Source organism: Sphingomonas sp. BL2, from assembly GCF_056680015.1.
The window spans coordinates 1,175,116-1,189,652 of record NZ_CM155261.1 but is presented as its reverse complement, the minus strand read 5'-3'; the positions used below and the strand labels follow the sequence as shown (position 1 = coordinate 1,189,652).

The window sequence follows — 14,537 nt, the reverse complement described above, 5'->3', positions numbered from 1 at the left end:
CCCCTTCGACAAGCTTCACGCGGGCCTATACAGACACGCGATGATCATTCTCGGCATTGAATCCTCCTGCGACGAAACCGCCGCCGCGCTTGTCACCGGCGACCGGCAGGTCCTCGCGCACCGGCTGCTCGGGCAGGAAGCGGCGCACGCTCCGTTCGGTGGCGTCGTCCCCGAAATCGCCGCGCGCGCGCATGTCGAGGCACTGGAGCCGCTGATCGTCGCGGCGCTGGCCGACGCGAAGCTGACGCTGGCGGATGTCGACGCGATCGCCGCGACCGCGGGGCCGGGGTTGATCGGCGGGGTGATGGTCGGGCTCGTCACCGGCAAGGCGCTCGCACACGCCGCGGGCAAGCCATTGATCGCGGTCAACCATCTCGAAGGCCACGCGCTCTCGCCGCGCCTGTCGGATCCGGACCTGGAGTTTCCCTATCTTCTGCTGCTCGTGTCTGGCGGGCATTGCCAGTTGCTGCTGGTCGAGGGCGTTGGTGCGTATCGGCGCCTCGCCACGACGATCGACGACGCGGCGGGCGAGGCGTTCGACAAGACCGCCAAGCTCTTGGGCTTGGGCTTCCCGGGAGGTCCTGCGGTCGAGCGGGCCGCGGCGTTGGGAGATCCAAAGGCTGTCCCACTGCCGCGCCCGCTGAAAGGCTCGGCCGAACCGCATTTCTCGTTCGCCGGGTTGAAGAGCGCGGTCGCGCGCGTCGTCGGCCAGTATTCGCCCGAGGATATCGCCGCGTCGTTCCAGGCGGCGGTGGTGGACTGTCTGATCGACCGCACGACCAAGGCTTTGCGGACATCGCATGGCGCCACCGCGCTCGTCGTCGCGGGTGGAGTCGCGGCCAACACGGCAGTCCGTACCGCGTTGCAGGGTCTTGCCAGCGCCCACGGGCTCCGCTTCGTCGCGCCGCCCTTGTGGCTGTGCACCGACAACGCCGCGATGATCGGCTGGGCGGGGGCCGAGCGGTTTGCCGCGGGCCTCACCGATCCGCTCGATGTCGCCGCGCGTCCGCGCTGGCCGCTCGATCCGAATGCCGAAGCCGTGCGTGGCGCAGGGGTGAAGGCATGAAAATCGGCGTCATCGGAGGCGGCGCCTGGGGCACCGCCTTGGCTCAAGTCGCGGCCTATGGTGGTCGCGAGGTGATCCTGTGGGCACGCGAGGGCGCGGTGGTCGAGTCGATCAACACTGACCATAAGAACACGCTGTTCCTCGGCGGCGTCGCGCTGTCGCCGGGGATCCGCGCGACCGACGACCTCGCGGCGCTCGCGGACATGGAGGCGATCCTCGTCGTCGCGCCCGCCCAGCACGTCGGCAGTGTGCTCGCCGCCGCCCCGATCGGCCGCATTCCGCTCGTGCTGTGCGCGAAGGGGATCGAGGCGGGGAGCAAGCGTCTCGTCGGCGAGGTCGCGCGCGCGGTACATCCCGATGCGCCGATCGCGGTGCTCTCGGGACCGACCTTCGCGCACGAAGTTGCTGCCGGGTTACCGACCGCGGTGACGCTGGCCTGCGAGGATGCGGCGCTCGGCGAGCGGCTCGCGACACGCCTCGCGGCCCGCCATTTCCGCACCTACGCCTCGACCGACGTCGCGGGCGCGGAGATCGGTGGCGCGGTGAAGAACGTCCTCGCGATCGGTTGCGGTGTGGTCGAGGGGGCAGGGCTCGGCCAGAACGCGCGCGCGGCGTTGATCGCGCGCGGGTTCGCCGAGATGACGCGGTTCGGGCTGGCCCGCGGCGCGCGGGCGGAGACGCTGGCCGGGCTTTCCGGGCTGGGTGATCTCGTGCTCACCTGTTCCTCGACGAGTTCGCGCAACTTTTCGCTGGGCGTCGGCCTCGGGCGTGGCGATTCGGCGGCGACCTTGCTGGCGGACCGCCGGACCGTCGCGGAAGGCGCGTTCACCGCGCCCGTCCTGCGCGAGGCGGCGCGCGACGCGCGCGTCGACATGCCGATCACCGAAGCCGTCTGCCGACTGCTGGAGGGCGCTCCGGTGAGCGACGTTATCGGCGATCTGCTCGCCCGGCCGCTGAAGGGCGAGGCGGGCTGACGACGCGACCAATCCGCGAATGGGCTTGCCTCGTTCGCGGATTGTTCTATTTCCGCCGCATGCTCGATATGCCGCCGGACTCCTGCATCGACAAACCTGGATCACCCTTATGTGCGGCCGACGTGGCGCGCGGCGTGATCCGGATGTTGCTGCGCCACGATCTCACCGCGATGACCGAAGTGCCGCTAGATGGTGGCCGCCGTGCCGACCTGATGGCGGTGGACGCGCGCGGCCAGATCGTCATCCTCGAGATCAAGGTGTCGCGCGCCGATCTGCTAGGCGACGGAAAGTGGCCGGATTATCTCGGGCATTGCGACCGGTACTTCTGGGCTGTCCCTGCCGGGTTCGACGTCGGGCCCTTGAACGGACCTGCGTTCCTGCCCGAGCGGACGGGGATCATCGTCGCCGACCGCTATGACGCGGCGATCGTGCGCGAGGCGCATACCGTGCCGCTGCCGGCGCATGTGCGGAAACGGTGTACGCTCGCGTTCGCCCGGCGCGCTGCGCGTCGTCTGATTGCGCAGATGGACCCGGACGCCGACGGGTTGGCATTCTAACACTAAATCCTCCCCCGCCAGGGGGAGGTGGCACCGAAGGTGACGGAGGGGGAGGAACACGCAACGACCGTAACCCTTTCCTCCCCTCCGTCTGGCAAGCGCCAGCCACCTCCCCCTGGCGGGGGAGGATCAGAAGTTCAGAACTTCGGGCCCGAAACGGCCTTCCGCACCTTCTTCGGCGCATCTTCCAGCAGCTTGCTCACGATCGGGTTGCGTCCATCCTGCTTGGCATAGGCGCGCGCGGACATACCCGCCATGATGTCCGCCTGATCGGGATCGGCGTTCTCGGCCAGCAGCACCCGGATCATGCCCACGTCACGGCGCTGCACGGCGCGGATCAGCGGCGTCTCGCCCGCCGAATTGGCCAGATTCGGGTTCGCCCCTGCCGCGGTCAGGATCGGGATCATGTTCGTCTGGCCCAGCGTCACCGCGAGCAGCAGCGGCGTATTGCCCTTGCCGTCGCGCAGGTTCGCGTCCGCACCCTTTTGCAGCAGGAAGCGCAGATACACTTCGTCGCCGCGCTTGATGACGATATGGAGCGCGCCTTCGCCGCTGGTCACGTCGCGCGTGTTGATGATGTTGCTGCCCGGGCGCCCCAGCATCTCCAGCACCTCGTTGTTCTTCGCATCGCGCACCGCGGACAGGAACTTGTACCCCTCCGACTGGCCTTGCGCGAACGCGGGCGCCGCGACGCAGGCGAGCGCAGGCGTCAGGAGGGTAGCGGCGAGCATCAGACGGATACGCATCGAGAGACTTCCTTGGTTCGTCCTGGATATCGGGTGACGCTTGCGCCGCAGTAGCGAACAGATCAAGACTGGCGGCACCATGACCCTCCGTTTCCTCCTCTGCGCGCTCGCACTGCCTGGCTTGGCGCTGTCCGCGTGCAACTCGTCCCAGCCCCCCGCCAAACCGCCCCTCGAAGGCGCCCGGATCGGCGGCGCCTTCACGCTGACCGACCAGAACGGACAGACCGTCACGGAGCGCAACTTCGACGGCAAATACCGGATCATGTATTTCGGCTACACCTTCTGTCCCGATGTGTGTCCGACGGATGTCCAGGCGATCGGCGCCGCGGTGAAAAAGCTCGAAACGAGCGACCCCGCGCTTGCCGCCAAGATCGTGCCGGTGTTCGTGACCGTCGATCCGGCGCGCGATACCCCTGCGGTACTCAGGCAGTTCGTCTCGGCGTTCCACCCGCGCATGGTTGGCCTCACCGGCACCGACGCGCAAATCGCCAAGATCAAGACCGAGTATGCGGTGTATTCGAGCAAGGGCGACGCGTCGCCGGGTGGCGGCTACCTCGTAAACCACTCGCGCCAGGCCTATCTGATGGACCCGGACGGCAAGCCCCTCGCTTTGCTGCCACAGGAACAAGGGCCCGACGCAGTGGTGACGGAAATCAAGCGCTGGGCCCGGTGAGCGCGCGCTTCTGGGAAGATACGCCGATCGACCAGCTCGACCGCGGCCAGTGGGAAGCGTTGTGCGACGGCTGCGGCAAATGCTGCATCCACAAGCTCGAGGACGAGGATACCGGCGAGCTCGTCGCGACCAACGTCTCGTGCCGCCTGCTCGACCGGCGCAGCGGGCAATGCTCCGATTACCGCCATCGCCACGCCTATGTCCCCGAATGCGTGCGGCTGACGACCGGCAACGTCCGCGGGATCGACTGGCTGCCCTCGACCTGCGCGTACCGCCTGCGCGCGGCCGGCGAGCAGCTGCCCGAATGGCATTACCTCGTCTGCGGGGACCGCGAAGCCGTCCACCGCGCCAAGCAATCGGTGCGCGGCTGGACGATCAGCGAGGACGAAGCGGGCGAGCTCGAATACCACGTGATCGACCGCGAGCTCTGACCCGGTGATAGCCCGATGATCGAGGGCCTGGAGATCGTCCGTCACCCGCGCGCACGCCGCGCGCGTCTGTCGATCGATCCCGCGAGCGGCCGGGCCAGGCTCGTCCTTCCCAAGCGTGCGGCGTTGAAGCAGGCACTGGCCTGGGCGGAGGACAAGGCCGGCTGGATCGCCGAACAGCGCGCGCTGCTCCCCCAGCCGCGCCCGTTCGTGCCCGGTGCGGTCCTTACCGTCGCCGACGAACCGCTGACGATCGTATGGACCCCCGGCAGCCGCCGAACCGTGGTTCGCGAGGGCTCGGTCCTGTCGCTGTCCGGCCCCCCTGAAACGATCGCGCGCCGCGTCGAAGCGTGGCTCAAGCGCACCGCGCTCGCCGTGCTGGAGACCGAAACCGCCGAATACGCCGCCAAGGCGAAGGTAACCGTCGCCCAGGTCGCGGTCGGCGATGCCAAGGGTCGCTGGGGCAGTTGCGCGTCGAGCGGCGTCATCCGCTACAGCTGGCGGTTGATCCTCGCGCCGAGCTGGGTCCGCCGCGCCACGGTCGCGCACGAAGTCGCGCACCGTGTCCACATGAACCACGCGCCGGTCTTCCACGCGCTCGTGGAGCAACTCTACGGCGAAGACCCGACGCCCGCGCGGGTGTGGCTACGCACGCACGGCGCTGGCCTTCACTGGTTCGGCCGCTCTTCCTGATCGCTCTGATAGCGCTGCGTCTGCACTTGGTCGCGTGGCACATCGCGTTGGAGAGGTTGCCGGCCAGCCGGTGACGGCTCGCGCCGCTCACGCCCGGTAACCCGGTCGATCCAGTCCTGATTCAACTGCTGCGGCGGCGTCGCGGGGACTTCGGGCTGATCCGCATCGGGCCGCGGGATCGTGTCGCCGGTCTGCGCATCGGTCGGGACCGGCGGCTGGCCCTGCTCGATCGGATTGCCATCCGCGTCGACCGCCATCTGGCCGTTGTCGGGCTGCCCGAAATAGCTCTCCTCGTCTGGCTCGAGCTGCCACTCGGGCAACGTGACCTTCGTATCGAACTGCTCGATCGGGCGATTGGCCGTCGCGGGCTTCATGAACGCAGCCCAGGCCTTGGCCGGCGCGGTGCCGCCGTGCAGGCCGGCGATAGGCTTGGCATCGTCGCGACCCATCCACACGCCTGTGGTGATTCCGCTGGAGAAGCCCAGGAACCAGCCGTCCTTCGATGCGGTGGTGGTGCCGGTCTTGCCCGCGACCGGCCGACCGATCTGCGCCGCGCGCCCGGTGCCGGTGTTGACCGCGGTCTGCAACAGGTCGGTCATCTCGGCGGCGACATAGGGCGCGACCAATACGTGGCTACGGTCGACCTCATGCGTGTAGATCGTCTGGCCGTTCGCCGTGACTCGCGTGATCCCGTACGGCGTGACCGCCACGCCCTTGTTGGCGACCGACGCAAACGCGCGCGTCATGTCGATCACGCGAACCTCCGATGTGCCCAGCACCATCGACGGATGGACGTTGACCGGGGTGGTGATCCCGAACCGCCGTGCCATGTCGGCGACAGTGTTGAAGCCGACCTCCTGGCCCAGCTTGGCGGCGACGGTGTTCAGCGAATAGGCGAATGCGGTCCGCAACGACACCGCGCCGGAGTTGCGGCGGGAATCGTTGCGTGGGCTCCAGCCGTTGATCGTGACGGGTTCGTCGACGATCGAGTCCTCGGGCTTGTGGCCAGCCTCGAGCGCGGCGAGATACACGAACAGCTTGAACGACGAGCCCGGCTGGCGGACCGCCTGCGTCGCGCGGTTGTAGATCGACGAGACATAATCCTTGCCGCCGACCATCGCGCGGACCTCGCCCCCACGATCGAGCGCAACCAGCGCGCCCTGTGCGCCGGGAGGTGCATTGGCGCGGATCGCGTCATCTGCCTGGCGCTGCATCGTCAGGTCGAGCGTCGTCCAGACCTCCAGCGGTTCGGTCGTCTCGTCGATCAGCGTGTCGAGCTGCGGCAAGGCCCAGTCGGTGAAGTACCGCACGCTGTTCTGCTTCGGCTCGGGCGCCAGTTTCAGTCCGGATACATCGGCATCGGCAGCCTCGGACGCGGTAATCGCACCGGTTTCCTGCATCGTCTCCAGCACGACACCGGCGCGGCCCATTGCGGCTTCCGCGTCGGCAGTCGGCGAGTAGTTGGACGGTGCCTTGACGAGACCCGCAATGACGGCGGCTTCGGCAAGGCTCAGATGATCTGCGCCATGACCGAAGAACTTCCGCGAAGCCGCGTCGATCCCGTAGGCACCGCCGCCATAATAAACCTTGTTCAGATAGAGTTCGAGAATCTGGTCCTTCGAAAACTTCCATTCGAGCGCGAACGCCAGGATGCCCTCGCGGAATTTACGCCCGAACTTCTTCTGGTTGTTGAGGAAGACCGTACGCGCGAGCTGCTGCGTGATCGTCGATCCCCCTTGCGTCCAGTGACCGCGATCGAACCGCACCTTCACCGAGCGCGCGATGCCGACCGGATCGACGCCGATATGCGAGCGGAAGCGGCGATCCTCGACCGAGACGGTCGCGTCGCGCATCACTTTGGGAATCTGGCCGTAAGGCAGCCATTCGCCGAAGCTCGGCCCCATCGACACGATCACGGTGCCGTCGGCGGCATGGACGCGGATCATCTGGCCGTTGGGCGAAGACTTCAGGCTGTCGAAGCTGGGCAACTGCGACATCGCGATATAGACCGCGATCGCCAGCGCACCGAGCGCGAGGACACCGATCCCGACCATGACCTGGAGAAAGACGACCAGCCGCCGCCGCCAGCGTGACGCCGGTGGAGTTGGGGACCGACGAGACGGGGGAGCAGAACGCGTACGAGCCATGTGGCCGCAGAATTACGCGCGATGGTCCCGCCCTACAAGCGACATCAGGCCGCGACGTTCGCTTTGCGCGGTCGGAATTCGAGCGAGAGCGAGTTCATGCAATAACGCTGCCCGGTCGGCGGCGGGCCGTCCGGGAAGACGTGGCCCATATGGCTGTCGCAGCGCGCGCACCGCGTCTCGATACGCGTCATGCCGTGGCTGCGATCGGCGTGATCGGTGACCGCATCGGGGCGGATCGGCTGGGTGAAGCTCGGCCAGCCGGAGCCGGAATCATACTTGTCCGCGCTGTCGAACAGTTCGTTGCTGCACGCAGCACACCGGTAGATGCCGTCAGCCTTGTTGTCGTTCAGCACGCCCGCAAAGGCGCGCTCGGTGCCGCCCTCGCGCAGCACATGATATTGTTCGGCGGATAGCCGCTTGCGCCATTCGGCCTCGGAAAGATTGAGCTGGTCCATGGACATGCATCTCGTGCTGGCGGGGCGATTTTCAAGATTGCCCCATTCTGGTTGCGTTGGCGATGACCTGGATCAGTGTGGGGCGCAGGAAAGGAAGCAGCCACGCCGCACGTTCGCTTTCGGCGATATTACGGACGATGCCGGCGATACCGATCGGGCGAGCGAGGCGGCGGGCGAAATCCTCCTGCCATGACGCTGCGGCGGCGGGGCCACCGTTCTCGTAGGCGCGCGCGGCGGCGACTCCGCTGGCGAGCGCGATGCCCATGCCTTCGCCGGCAAGCGAAGGGATCACGCCGGCCTGATCTCCCAGTCGGAAGAGCGCATCGGCACCGGTGCGCTGGCGCCAGCCATAGGGGACGTTGGCGATCGCATCGATCTGCGCGCTAGGATCGATCAGCGCGACCCATTCGCCGAGCGCGGGCATCTCTCGGCCGAGGGCTTCGAGCAGTTGCGCAGGGGAGCCAGCTGCCTGAAGCCTTGACCGGTGAACCGCCATGCACAAGTTCGCGGTGCCGTCCTCCTGCATCGCCAGCCCGACATAGCCGCGGTCGAACAAATGAAGCTCGATGCCACCGGCGAGCGATTTGCTAAGCGCAGGCGAAGGCGTGATCCGAACGCGGATCCCCAGCGTCGGGTCGAGGCCGCGTGCCTCCTCGGGGCGCGCCATCCCGCGAACGTCGTGCTTGCCGCTGGCCAGAAACAGCGCATCGGCCGCGATCGTCGCGCCGTCCGCAAGTCGTGCGCTCGTCGCGTCGATCTCGCGCACGGTGACACCGCGCTCGACCGGCGTGCCCAGCCGTTCGGCCTCTGCCAGCAGCACGGTATCGAGCCGGTGGCGCGTCACCGAGACCGCCGGATGGGGCAGGGAGGCCTCGGCCCGGCGATTGCCCGCGAAGATGCGGGCACGCGTCACGCGTTCGGGGTTGAGCGTGTCGGGATCGATCCCGAGACCGGCGAGTGTTTCCAGCGTCCGCCAACTCAGGAACCCGCCGCAGATCGCATCAGCGGTCTCGCGTGATCGCTCGACGAGCAGATGCGGCAGGCCGGCGCGCGCAAGCTGAATCGCGGTCGCGGCCCCGGCGAGCCCGCCGCCGACGATCAGCGCAGGCGTTCGACGCATAACCGGAACGGAAAGACGCGGCGGACCTTCGCCTCGGTGATGCCGGCCTCGGCCAGCAGCGGCGGCCATTCGTCGGGGCGATAGCTGCGCGCGATCGACAGCGTCCCGTCGTGGCGGACGATCGGATGCCAGCGCGCGATCGTCGCGAGAACCGGGAAACCCCAATGCGCGAAGCCGTGACGGTGGAGGTCGTTGACGAACCACCCCGCGCTCGCATGTCCCTCCATGAACCGCAGGAACGCGATCAACTGGTCGTGGCTCATGTGATGCGCGACGAGGCTGCTGACGATCACGTCCCACGGCTCCTGCGCAAGGTCGGCATAGTCGCCCGTGACGTAGCGGATGTCGCCGCCATGCGCCCGCGCCGCCTGTTCGCTGCGCGGGTTGAGATCGACCCCGACCAGCTCCGCCTCGATACCCTTCGCCTTCGCCCAGCGCGCGATCCGCCGCAGCATGTCACCATCGCCGAAACCAACGTCGAGCAGCCGGAAACTTTTCCGCCCCGCAGTCGCCCGCGCGAGGAAATCCAGCGTCGGCCGGCGCGCCATCGTCACCGTGTTGACCGTCGCGAGATCGCCGACCACGTCGGCATAGGTCGCCGCGTCGAGATCGTCGGCGTCCATCAGCTCTTCGGCCTGGCTGCGGACCGCGAGGCTCATGCCGCGCTCCGGAACCCGAAGCCCTCCGCTGCCAGGCCGGGCCCGAACGCGAGCGCCACGCCGTGTTCGACCGGTGGCCCGGCGAGCAGTCGCTCGAACACGAACATCAACGTCGCCGACGACATGTTGCCATTGTCCGCCAGCACCTGCCGCGACGCTGCCAGCGCCTCGGGCTTCAGGTGCATCGCATGCTCGACCGCATCGAGGATCGATCGCCCACCGGCATGGACAGCCCAGCCATCGATCGATTCGGCCGGTCGACCGGCACTCACGATCGCGCGAAACTCCTCGTCGGACAGTGCGGCGGCGATCCGCCCCGGCACCTCGCCCGACAAATGCATCGCAAAGCCGGCATCGGTCACGTCCCAGCGGATCAGCTGCTCGCTATCCGGCAACGACGCGGCGAACGGTGCTTCGAGCACGAACCCGGTCGCATCCGCCGTCACCAGCGCCGCCGCAGCCCCATCGCCGAACTGCAGCATCGCCAGCAACGCCTCGATGTCGTTGGCCGGTTGCAGGTGCAGCGTGGACAGCTCGACCGTCACCACCAGCACGCGCGCGCTGGGCTCGGAGCGAACGATATGCCGCGCACTTCGCAACGCCACGATCGCCGCGTAACACCCCATGAAACCGATCAGCAGCCGCTCGACGCTCGACGCAAGGCCGAGGCGACGCGCGATGATCTGGTCGATCCCCGGCGCGACGAACCCCGTGCAGCTCGCCACGACCAGATGCGTGATGCCCTCGACTGCGACCTTCTCGCGCAACGCCTCGATCGCGCGGATCGCGAGGTCGGGTGCATGCTCGGCATACAGGACCATCCGCGCGCTCGTCCCGGGGTGGGGCTCCGTCGCGTAGAAGCCAGCGTCGTCGACCGGCGAGCCACCCCCCGCGGTCGGCGGCAGCACGGACCAGCGATGGCCGATCCCCGACCGCGACGCCATCCGGTCGAAGACACGCTCGGCACGGGCATCGACGCGCGATCGCGCCCAGGCAATGAACGCCGCGTGGATATCGTGACCGGGAACGGCGGACCCTACGGCATTGAGATAAGCGGACACGATACCCTTTCCTGCGATCGACGCCCAACGCATGGCACGTTCGATCGGACTATGGGACGCGTGCGATATCGGTTCGTCGCAAATCAGCGTCGCATTGGGAACGGTGCATGGAGTGTTGGCTTCTGCGTCGGGGACTCACGCGTCGCTGTAAACGATCTGGCGCGTTAAGCACTTACACCCATAACGGGTATGCATCAGGACTATAACATCCATAACGGCTTGATTAATATATAATAAGTTTGAATACGATACTTAAATATAGTGTTGTCTGTTCACGACTGTTTCCGCAGTTAATAAAATGGAAGGACGGTGCCGTATTTCCGGCGTCTAGTCCGAAAGTGAGGGCGTCTCAGCCTGTTTCTGGGGTGGTCGGAAGTGCAGTGCGATAGCAGCGACAGGTTGCGGGCACAGCGGTTCCGGCACGTATCGATGGCAACGGGGAGCCTTTGATGAAAAACGAAACCGTCGTGGAATTGATCAAGGATCTGACTGCAAAATTATCGGCGGTTGCCGAAGAATTTAACGGACGGGTCGCCAAGGCTGCCGAACCGGCACCGGCAGGCAACGAGCCAAGCGACGCCGCACTCGTCGAGCATGCGAACGCCGTGCTCGAGCAACGGCGATTGCGGCGGCAGTTCCTGCCTGGCGAACTGTTTCACGAACCGGCCTGGGACATGCTGCTCGCGCTGTTCGCCTCACGCGACGATCGGATGCCGATGAACATCAAGGCGCTGGTCAGCATGTCCGACGCGCCGGTCACCACCTCGCAGCGCTGGATCGAGCACCTCCACAAGCTGAAGCTGATCCACCGCGTCACCGACCCGACCGACCGGCGGCGCGTCGAGATATCGCTGAGCCATACCGGCGACCAGCAGATGAAGGCCTATCTACGCGCACTCCTTCGCGGCTGACCCTAGCACAACGCCCGCCAAGACCGGCCACGGCGCGTCTTCCCTGGAAGGCGTGTCGTGGCCGGTCTTTTCACGTTCGTGCGAAGAGATCGGCAATAAATCTATTATGGTTCTAGATTAGCAGTAAACTGAACCGAATCGGAATAAGAAGTCATTTAGACCAGTTAAGCTACGACCGCTGAACTCTAAACGGATGTTGTCACATTAACTATCAGAGTTTGGCTTTCTGATCCCATTTTGATTTTGTAGCATTTGATTAAGCGGCTTTGGACAATTTGTTCCCGATCAAAGGATTGGGGCAAAGTTGATTCGTCTGATGGCACGGCATGGGGGAAAGAGCGGACGGTTCCGGCGCGTTGCAGCAGCACCGTGCGTGTTGTCCTGCATCCTGGCTGCGGGCCTGGGCGCTGGAGCGTTCCAGCCGGCGCTTGCCCAGACGCCCGCTGGTACAACCCCGGCGGGTACCCCGATCGTCAATACCGCGGGCTTGCGGTACGACGCCGATGGTACGGCGCAGTCGACTAGTTCGAACACCGTCACGATCATCGTCGCGGAGCGGCTCGACGTAGCGCTGGTCCGCGACGGGCAGGGCGCGGTTGTCGTTACCGCGCAGCCGGTCGCCATTCCTTTCACGCTGACCAACCTGGACAATGGCGCCGAAGCGTTCGTGCTCGCCGCGTCCGTGTCGCCCGGCGCGGCCATCTTGCGCGCGCTGGTGATCGATGCCGACGGCGATGGCCGCTACGATCCTGCCAAGGATCTCGCGCCGGCTGATAACAAGACACCGCTCCTGGCGCCGGGCCAGTCGATCAAGCTGCTCGCGATTCTGGTCCCGACGCCGGACGGCGGCACCGCGAACGCCGTGCTGACCGTCACGGCACGCTCGATCACGGGATCCGGCACGAGCGGTAATCTCTATACCGGCGCGGGTGACGGCGGCGGCGATGCGGTCGTCGGACCGACCGGCGCGCTCGCGACCGTCTCGGTTCCGATCGGCACGGGGCCCGCCGGCCCGGTACTGCTCAAGAGCCAGTCGGTACGCGCCGCCGACGGATCGCAGAACGCGGTACGCGACGCGGTCATCACTTATACGCTCGAGGCGCGCTTTACCGATGCCGTCACCGGCGCGCGGATCGCCGACCCGATTCCCGCGGGCACCGTCTTCGTTCCCGGCAGCCTGACGCTCGACGGCGCACCGCTCAGCGACGGCGCCGACGGCGATGCCGGGCGCTTCGATGCAGCGGGCACACAGGCAGGCGGCACGCAGGCGCCGGGGATCACCGTCGCGCTCGGCCAGGTCGCCGCCGCGTCCGCCCATACCGTTCAATTCAAAGCCAAGATCCAATGAGGAGCACAGCCATGATCTCACGTCCGATGATTGCCGCCATCCTGGCGTCGACTGCCGCCGTTGCGTCCGCCGCCGCAGGGCCCTTGCAGGTCACCAGCAGCATCCTGGTCGAGGCCCGCAGCGCCGCGGCCGACGGCACGACCCGGGTTACGCTGGTAAAGCCGACCAAGGTAACGCCGGGCGACAAGGTGATTTTCGTCCTCGCCTATCGCAACACCGGCGCGCAGCCGCTGGCCAACGTGGTGCTTGACAACCCGTTGCCGCGCCAGATCGCCTATCGATCGGCCAATCCCGGTTCGCCCGCGCCCGACGTCTCGGTCGACGGCAAGACTTACGGTTCGCTCGCCACCCTCCGCGTCCGCAGCCCCGACGGCAGCACGCGCGCGGCGAGCCCCAATGATGTCACCAGCGTCCGGTGGCGCCTCGCGAGCCCTTTAGCGGCCGGTTCGCAAGGCCAGTTCGCGTTCCAGGCCGTCCTCAAATGATTCCGTTCGTCACTCTCCACACCTGACCAAACCACGCACAGAAGGAAGATCAAGACATGTACGCAAAAGGGGTAATACGCACGCTGCTGGCCGGTACGGCCGCCATCGTGTCGGCGGGCACCGCTACCGCGCAGACCGCACCGGGACCGGCCGGTACTGCCGCCGGGACGACCGTCACCAACACCGCGCAGGCGAGCTATTCGGTCAACGGCGTCCAGCAATCGGCGACGTCGAACGCGGTCACCTTCGTGGTCGATCGCAAGGTCAACCTGACCGTCATCGCCAACCAGCCCGCCAACACCCCGGTCTCGATCGGCCAGGCCGGCGTGGTGACGACGTTCAAGGTGACCAACAACACCAACGGCACGCAGGATTTCCTGTTGTCGACCAGCCAGACGCCGATCCAGGGCCTGTTCACCGGCGACAATTTCGACGTCAGCAATGTCAAGATCTTCGTCGATTCGAACAACAACGGCACGTATGACGTCGGCGTCGATACCGCGACGTACATCAACGAACTCGCTGCCGATGCGTCGGCGGTCGTGTTCATCGTCGCGGACGTTCCCAGCCAGCAGAGCGCGGTGCTCGCGGGGATCACGCTGATCGCGCAAGTGGCCGCGGGTGGCGATCCCTTGGCACAGGGTGCGCCCTTGGCGGCCAGTGTCGCGCCCAACGACGATAACGTCGTCGACGTCGTCTTCGCCGACAACGACTCGGATGGCCTGGGTCCCGATATCGTGCTGAATGGTCAGGGTCGCGCGTCGCTCGGCTACGAGATCACAACGCGCAATGTCGCCTTGAGTGTCACCAAGTCGCAGCTGGTGTTGTCCGATCCGATCAACCAGCTCGTCGCACCGAAGGCGATCCCGGGCGCGGTCGTGCAATATTGCCTGGTCGTCAACAACGCGACGGTCGGAACCCCGGCGTCCAACGTCACGCTGACGGACATCATCCCGGCCAACACGACCTATGTCGCCAACTCGATCTCGATCGGCGTAATCGCGCTGGGCAACTCCTGTCTGGTGACGGGTATCACCGGCGGCGTTCCGCTGGCGGACAACGGCTCGACCACCGTGCCGCTGCTGAACTACACCGGCTCGTACAACACGGGCTCGAAGACGGTGAGCGCGACGATCCCGACCTTGCTCGGTGGGACATCCGTCGCGGCACTCTTCCGCGTGACGATCAACTAAACCCCGTCCCTCGCACAAAGG

16 protein-coding genes are annotated in these 14,537 nt (G+C 66.6%); 10 read left to right on the top strand and 6 right to left on the bottom strand.

Annotated elements, in window-relative coordinates:
- Window positions 1–40: 40 nt before the first annotated feature.
- The 3 genes from tsaD to AC1ME3_RS05420 are packed head-to-tail and all read left to right on the top strand — an operon-like array spanning window position 41 to window position 2,597.
- Complete coding sequence (gene tsaD / locus AC1ME3_RS05430; protein ID WP_353466144.1) at window positions 41–1,066, top strand: tRNA (adenosine(37)-N6)-threonylcarbamoyltransferase complex transferase subunit TsaD; 1,026 nt, start codon at window positions 41–43, stop codon at window positions 1,064–1,066.
- Entirely contained in the window at window positions 1,063–2,040 is a 978-nt protein-coding gene (locus tag AC1ME3_RS05425) for an NAD(P)H-dependent glycerol-3-phosphate dehydrogenase (protein ID WP_480955166.1), read from the top strand. Before tsaD ends, AC1ME3_RS05425 begins: the two co-directional genes overlap by 4 nt.
- 59 nt (window positions 2,041–2,099) lie before the next feature.
- Window positions 2,100–2,597, top strand: coding sequence for an MmcB family DNA repair protein (locus AC1ME3_RS05420; protein ID WP_480955165.1), 498 nt, complete (start codon window positions 2,100–2,102; stop codon window positions 2,595–2,597).
- A 137-nt stretch (window positions 2,598–2,734) separates the two neighbouring features.
- Here the strand turns inward: AC1ME3_RS05420 and AC1ME3_RS05415 are convergent, their stop codons facing one another.
- Window positions 2,735–3,343 carry an ankyrin repeat domain-containing protein gene (locus AC1ME3_RS05415; RefSeq protein WP_480955164.1) on the bottom strand — a complete coding sequence of 203 codons (609 nt, stop codon included), beginning with the start codon at window positions 3,341–3,343 and terminating at the stop codon, window positions 2,735–2,737.
- A 79-nt stretch (window positions 3,344–3,422) separates the two neighbouring features.
- Between AC1ME3_RS05415 and AC1ME3_RS05410 the strand changes: the two genes are divergently transcribed.
- Genes AC1ME3_RS05410 through AC1ME3_RS05400 form a run of 3 tightly spaced genes read left to right on the top strand, consistent with a single transcriptional unit; the run spans window position 3,423 to window position 5,137 of the window.
- Window positions 3,423–4,016, top strand: coding sequence for an SCO family protein (locus AC1ME3_RS05410; protein WP_480955163.1), 594 nt, complete (start codon window positions 3,423–3,425; stop codon window positions 4,014–4,016).
- Window positions 4,013–4,447, top strand: a complete 435-nt coding sequence (locus tag AC1ME3_RS05405) for a YcgN family cysteine cluster protein (protein ID WP_133020171.1) — start codon at window positions 4,013–4,015, stop codon at window positions 4,445–4,447. Before AC1ME3_RS05410 ends, AC1ME3_RS05405 begins: the two co-directional genes overlap by 4 nt.
- A gap of 15 nt (window positions 4,448–4,462) precedes the next feature.
- Window positions 4,463–5,137, top strand: coding sequence for a M48 family metallopeptidase (locus tag AC1ME3_RS05400; protein WP_480955162.1), 675 nt, complete (start codon window positions 4,463–4,465; stop codon window positions 5,135–5,137).
- Here AC1ME3_RS05400 and AC1ME3_RS05395 read toward each other — a convergent pair.
- From AC1ME3_RS05395 to AC1ME3_RS05375, 5 genes are read right to left on the bottom strand one after another with little or no spacing between them, the layout of a single operon-like run.
- Complete coding sequence (locus AC1ME3_RS05395) at window positions 5,113–7,284, bottom strand: transglycosylase domain-containing protein (RefSeq protein WP_480955161.1); 2,172 nt, start codon at window positions 7,282–7,284, stop codon at window positions 5,113–5,115. The genes AC1ME3_RS05400 and AC1ME3_RS05395 overlap by 25 nt on opposite strands.
- A 44-nt stretch (window positions 7,285–7,328) precedes the next feature.
- On the bottom strand, window positions 7,329–7,739 hold the full coding sequence (gene msrB, locus AC1ME3_RS05390) for a peptide-methionine (R)-S-oxide reductase MsrB (RefSeq protein ID WP_136188816.1): 411 nt from the start codon (window positions 7,737–7,739) through the stop codon (window positions 7,329–7,331).
- 31 nt (window positions 7,740–7,770) lie between these two features.
- On the bottom strand, window positions 7,771–8,859 hold the full coding sequence (locus tag AC1ME3_RS05385) for an NAD(P)/FAD-dependent oxidoreductase (RefSeq protein ID WP_480955160.1): 1,089 nt from the start codon (window positions 8,857–8,859) through the stop codon (window positions 7,771–7,773).
- Window positions 8,838–9,518 (bottom strand): methyltransferase domain-containing protein, encoded by a 681-nt coding sequence (locus AC1ME3_RS05380; protein WP_480955159.1) that lies wholly within the window; start codon window positions 9,516–9,518, stop codon window positions 8,838–8,840. Before AC1ME3_RS05380 ends, AC1ME3_RS05385 begins: the two co-directional genes overlap by 22 nt.
- Window positions 9,515–10,579 carry a type III polyketide synthase gene (locus tag AC1ME3_RS05375; protein WP_480955158.1) on the bottom strand — a complete coding sequence of 355 codons (1,065 nt, stop codon included), beginning with the start codon at window positions 10,577–10,579 and terminating at the stop codon, window positions 9,515–9,517. Before AC1ME3_RS05375 ends, AC1ME3_RS05380 begins: the two co-directional genes overlap by 4 nt.
- 449 nt (window positions 10,580–11,028) lie before the next feature.
- Here AC1ME3_RS05375 and AC1ME3_RS05370 point away from each other — a divergent pair, with 449 nt between their 5' ends.
- The 4 genes from AC1ME3_RS05370 (at window position 11,029) to AC1ME3_RS05355 (ending at window position 14,516) form a co-directional block, all read left to right on the top strand.
- A complete protein-coding gene (locus AC1ME3_RS05370; RefSeq protein ID WP_480955157.1) occupies window positions 11,029–11,490 on the top strand; it encodes a hypothetical protein in 462 nt (153 codons plus the stop codon).
- Window positions 11,491–11,863: 373 nt separating this feature from the next.
- Window positions 11,864–12,838: a hypothetical protein gene (locus AC1ME3_RS05365; RefSeq protein ID WP_480955156.1), complete on the top strand. Its 975-nt coding sequence runs from the start codon at window positions 11,864–11,866 to the stop codon at window positions 12,836–12,838.
- A gap of 11 nt (window positions 12,839–12,849) precedes the next feature.
- On the top strand, window positions 12,850–13,323 hold the full coding sequence (locus tag AC1ME3_RS05360; protein WP_480955155.1) for a hypothetical protein: 474 nt from the start codon (window positions 12,850–12,852) through the stop codon (window positions 13,321–13,323).
- 56 nt (window positions 13,324–13,379) lie between these two features.
- Window positions 13,380–14,516, top strand: a complete 1,137-nt coding sequence (locus tag AC1ME3_RS05355) for a hypothetical protein (RefSeq protein ID WP_480955154.1) — start codon at window positions 13,380–13,382, stop codon at window positions 14,514–14,516.
- Window positions 14,517–14,537 lie beyond the last annotated feature (21 nt).

Bases quoted from the DNA above. Each gene is read 5' to 3' on its own strand.
- tsaD (WP_353466144.1), top strand. From the start codon at position 41: ATGATCATTCTCGGCATTGAATCCTCCTGCGACGAAACCGCCGCCGCG.
- AC1ME3_RS05425 (WP_480955166.1), top strand. From the start codon at position 1,063: ATGAAAATCGGCGTCATCGGAGGCGGCGCCTGGGGCACCGCCTTGGCT.
- AC1ME3_RS05420 (WP_480955165.1), top strand. From the start codon at position 2,100: ATGCTCGATATGCCGCCGGACTCCTGCATCGACAAACCTGGATCACCC.
- AC1ME3_RS05415 (WP_480955164.1), bottom strand. From the start codon at position 3,343: ATGCGTATCCGTCTGATGCTCGCCGCTACCCTCCTGACGCCTGCGCTC.
- AC1ME3_RS05410 (WP_480955163.1), top strand. From the start codon at position 3,423: ATGACCCTCCGTTTCCTCCTCTGCGCGCTCGCACTGCCTGGCTTGGCG.
- AC1ME3_RS05400 (WP_480955162.1), top strand. From the start codon at position 4,463: ATGATCGAGGGCCTGGAGATCGTCCGTCACCCGCGCGCACGCCGCGCG.
- AC1ME3_RS05395 (WP_480955161.1), bottom strand. From the start codon at position 7,284: ATGGCTCGTACGCGTTCTGCTCCCCCGTCTCGTCGGTCCCCAACTCCA.
- msrB (WP_136188816.1), bottom strand. From the start codon at position 7,739: ATGGACCAGCTCAATCTTTCCGAGGCCGAATGGCGCAAGCGGCTATCC.
- AC1ME3_RS05385 (WP_480955160.1), bottom strand. From the start codon at position 8,859: ATGCGTCGAACGCCTGCGCTGATCGTCGGCGGCGGGCTCGCCGGGGCC.
- AC1ME3_RS05380 (WP_480955159.1), bottom strand. From the start codon at position 9,518: ATGAGCCTCGCGGTCCGCAGCCAGGCCGAAGAGCTGATGGACGCCGAC.
- AC1ME3_RS05370 (WP_480955157.1), top strand. From the start codon at position 11,029: ATGAAAAACGAAACCGTCGTGGAATTGATCAAGGATCTGACTGCAAAA.
- AC1ME3_RS05360 (WP_480955155.1), top strand. From the start codon at position 12,850: ATGATCTCACGTCCGATGATTGCCGCCATCCTGGCGTCGACTGCCGCC.
- AC1ME3_RS05355 (WP_480955154.1), top strand. From the start codon at position 13,380: ATGTACGCAAAAGGGGTAATACGCACGCTGCTGGCCGGTACGGCCGCC.